Genomic DNA, 3,704 nt, shown 5'->3' on the forward strand with positions numbered 1-3,704 from the left:
TTGTTTTGTATCTGATGGAATGGGAATGCCGGCAATCTCTGCACTTTTTAAAGCCATCAATTGCCATCCAAACATACTCATATCGCTTTTCTGACCCTTAACGTATCGCCATCCACCATCATAGGGGTTCTGGTTTTCTACAATATAAGAGACAGCTCGGGCAACTGCTTCACGTAGCTTTGGGTTTGATTTAGGATCATTTTGTAACCCATAGGCTTCAGCCAGAGAGTAAGTTGCCATCGCGTGCGAATACATGCGGGCATAATGAGTTGCTTCACCACCGAGGAAACCATTGGGTCTTTGTTGACCAACCATCCATTGGATCGCACGATTTAAATTTTCAGAATAGAGCCCTTCATCCTGAGTATAACCTGCGCCCAGAAAAGACAAAATTGCCAATGCTGTCAATCCTGAATCAGCTTGCCCTCCCGCGCTACGACGATCAATTCCCTGTTCGTCTATGCGGACCTTTCCTGCTTCAAATCGATCCGCATCCCAGAAACCGGCTTGTTCCTGATTGCTTGCCAACCATTTCAAGCTTGCTTCAACGGCCCTTTCAGATTCTTCAGTTCCACCAAAACGCTGGGCAATTTCTTTTCGTTTTGACAGATTTCTCAATCGATACGTTGCCGGAATATTGGCTTTCGTGCGATTGGAAACAGCATTGAAATTGGGACGATATGCGTCAGGTTGAGGTCCTTTTCGATTGATGGTAAGAGGAACTGAGCTTCTCTCTGCCATCAAGCGTTCTGAATTCGGGTTTGCTTTTCCCGTCGGTGTTTGTGGTAATGATCGCTGAATCGCTCCCTCAGACATGGAACGCTTAGTGCGAGATTTTGTTCGGGTAAAACGTGGTGCCGTTGGCGCCACGTTACTGTTTTCAGATGCCGGCTTTCCTGACTCAACCCCCGTGACATCAATTTTGAGATTCGAAGGGGCCGGGCCCGTCCTTTTTCGAATCATTGTGTCCCGGGCAGTTCGTTCTAATCTGGATTGAGCGTCGGCTTGTGCATTCAACGCAAGCGTTTTCTTTTCGTTACTGAAGGTGGGTTGGATTTTATCAACGGCACCAAGAGTCGATTGCCGTTCGATATTCCGGTTTGTTTGCCCTGTCCGTATCATCTTGCTGCGAATATTAGATGTTGATGGTACAGAAACTTCAGCCCGTGATTCAGCTGTAGTATCAGTAATTTCAAGAGGGGCTTGCGACTGAATTCGTTTCTGACTGACACTTTGGACGGTCGCTTTCGAGGGAGTATTAGACAGATCCGTTTTGGAAACAATATCTGGCATCGGTAACTCGGAAATTTCCTGAGGTCGCTTTTTTTCAGGAGGTGCTTCCAATGGAGTAAATTCCGGTCTGGTCAAATCAATTCGGGACAATTTCTGCTTTTCAGAATTAGTGAGCTTTTCCCAAACAGGTGTGTTTCCAGTCTGTTTGTTTTTTATCGTCTCAGTACTCTCAGCCAGAAGTTGTTTGATTTCAATTTTTTCTTGATCTGGTTGAGCTTCTGCTAAGGACTTCGCTGCAAAGTCTGGCCAGAATGTTACAACACCCAAAGAGAGGGACAGATGGACGATAATAGAAAAAAGGAGCGCTTTTGATGAAGCATTACTATCTCCCCAGCGAGTCACCAGCATCGATAATAAATGGATGGATGCAAAAATCCCTGCTAAGATTAATACACCCCAAAGTATCTGGTCAAAAGAAATATCTCGACCAGCCAGCACTCTCTCTATGAAATTGTGGATTCGATTAGTCATAATGCCTATTCGTCTCTCAAACGATTGGTCAAAGAGACAGAACGTATTTTTACGCGGTGACAGATTTCTAAAATATTCATCACGTTCTGATAAGGGCCAGACGCATCACCTCTGATCACAACAGACTGACCTGGAAAATTCTGTCTTGCCAGTTCCAAACTGGCTTGTAATTCTGGCAGGCTTTTCTTTTCACCATTTACCGATATTTCTCCATCTTGTTGCACGTTCACAATTATATCATCGGGAAGATTTGTTAACGGCTTCGCGTCGGTCACAGTGGGAAGTTTAATATCGTATTGACGTTCCATCTCTGTAAATTGTGTCCCGACCATGAAAAATATAATCAGCAAAAACACAATATCAATCATTGGTGTTAAATCGAGCTTGGGCTCTTCGACAGTACCCGTTTTTAACGGCATGAATCTATTCCTGAGTTGAGCAGCAGCGATCCTGAAATGCCCCTTGCTCTATTGGTGAAACCTGACCAGCTATTATACTGTATTCGAAGACATGCCTCTGTATCAACAGGTGAATATTCTGAAGCCATCGACTATAATTCAGGACATTATATCACTAAACAGACAGGCGACCGTCGACTTTCCTCGGTGTTTCACATAGCATCATGAAAAATATCAACGTCTCTAGTCTATAATCCGATTCAGCTCCAATCGAATAATTCTGTCAAAAGTCGTTTAAAAACACGATGTTAAGCAAATTATCATCCAGAATCTTTGAGCGCACTTCTCACGCGAGTCTCTCGTGCTCCATTGCAGAGTCCCAAGGTGAAAATCACGTGGGAACAAGTCTGGAAAAGACGATTCTTCTCGCGAATTCAACAAGTTTAGACGCACCGTTCGTAGGAGTCATTTGGCTTTGGTGCTTTTCTCATTGTTATTCGAGCAGTGTCGAATTCCACCATTATCTCATTTTATTTAGTGTAACATGGTTATCCTATGCCGGTGATCGTCTGTTGGATAGCATTCGAATGCCCGCAGCGCATGCTAAGCCTCACCGGCATGTTTTTTCTACGATCTATTTCAAGCCTCTGGTTTTTGCCTGGGTGCTTATAGCAGTTTTATCAATCCGATACCTGCTTCATTTTTTGAGTCGGAGCGAAATAGGGTGGGGCATTTGCTTGCTTGTCCTATTGTTGATTTATTTTCTGGGATGTTTTTATATTCCGCGTCTGGCAAGAGGTTTACTCCCCAGAGAATTGTTAGTCGGGTTATTTTTTTCCGCTGCCACGCACTTTTTTGTTCTGGTTCAAATGAGTCAATGGAGTTTCTATTCTGTCTGGACTTTCGTTTGCTTTATGAGTTTATGTAGTTTGAACTGTCTTTTGATTTCCCGCTGGGAACTTTCATCTGATAAGCAGGTAGGTGAGATTACTTTTTTTACTACAAAACCAGATCAAATTCATAGGCTTCGCCCGGTATTAATATTATTTATTGGTTTGCAAGTCATCGCCTGCAGTACTGTAATATTCATGGATCGCATACCTGTATTTGAAATGTCAGTGCTGTCGAGTGCGATTTTGCTGCTGATGCTGGATCGATCTTCCCTGGGCTCTCATTTAAAACCGGTGTTAGCAGATTTTGCATTATTTACTCCTTGTGTTTTTCTGAATTTAGTATGATGAACTTTGATCGGATTGCACCTTATTTTAAACGGTTAGAAAAAATTGTATTTAACAATTTGATGCAACAATGTAGAACAGCACATCTAACTGCTTTACCAGGTGTGAAGAAAGTGGCATTAGTCGGTGAAGGCGATGGGGACTTTTTAATTGAATTACTGAAACGCTGTGACTGTGAACAAGTACATTATATTGATTCCAGTCAGGCAATGCTCCAACTTGCTAGAAATCGGTTGCAGGAATACTCTGAGGAGGCAGTAAAACGCGTTGAATTTTTCCATCGCGATTTAATATCCGAAACCAT

The 3,704-nt window shown here is 43.0% G+C and carries 4 protein-coding genes; 2 read left to right on the plus strand and 2 right to left on the minus strand.

Features of this window, described 5'->3' with window-relative positions; all coding sequences use genetic code 11:
* The coding region (locus Q0668_RS06770) for a prenyltransferase/squalene oxidase repeat-containing protein (RefSeq protein ID WP_298861755.1) at window positions 1-1,764 on the minus strand (1,764 nt) is incomplete at its 3' end.
* A gap of 5 nt (window positions 1,765-1,769) precedes the next feature.
* Window positions 1,770-2,183 carry a biopolymer transporter ExbD gene (locus tag Q0668_RS06775; protein ID WP_298861757.1) on the minus strand — a complete coding sequence of 138 codons (414 nt, stop codon included), beginning with the start codon at window positions 2,181-2,183 and terminating at the stop codon, window positions 1,770-1,772.
* 920 nt (window positions 2,184-3,103) lie between these two features.
* Here Q0668_RS06775 and Q0668_RS06780 point away from each other — a divergent pair.
* Window positions 3,104-3,400, plus strand: coding sequence for a hypothetical protein (locus tag Q0668_RS06780; RefSeq protein ID WP_298861760.1), 297 nt, complete (start codon window positions 3,104-3,106; stop codon window positions 3,398-3,400).
* Window positions 3,397-3,704, plus strand: a 308-nt coding sequence (locus Q0668_RS06785; protein ID WP_298861763.1) for a class I SAM-dependent methyltransferase, incomplete at its 3' end; no start/stop codon positions are given. The genes Q0668_RS06780 and Q0668_RS06785, both read left to right, overlap by 4 nt.

It is taken from the genome of uncultured Gimesia sp., assembly GCF_937910335.1.
Classification (GTDB): Bacteria; Planctomycetota; Planctomycetia; order Planctomycetales; family Planctomycetaceae; genus Gimesia.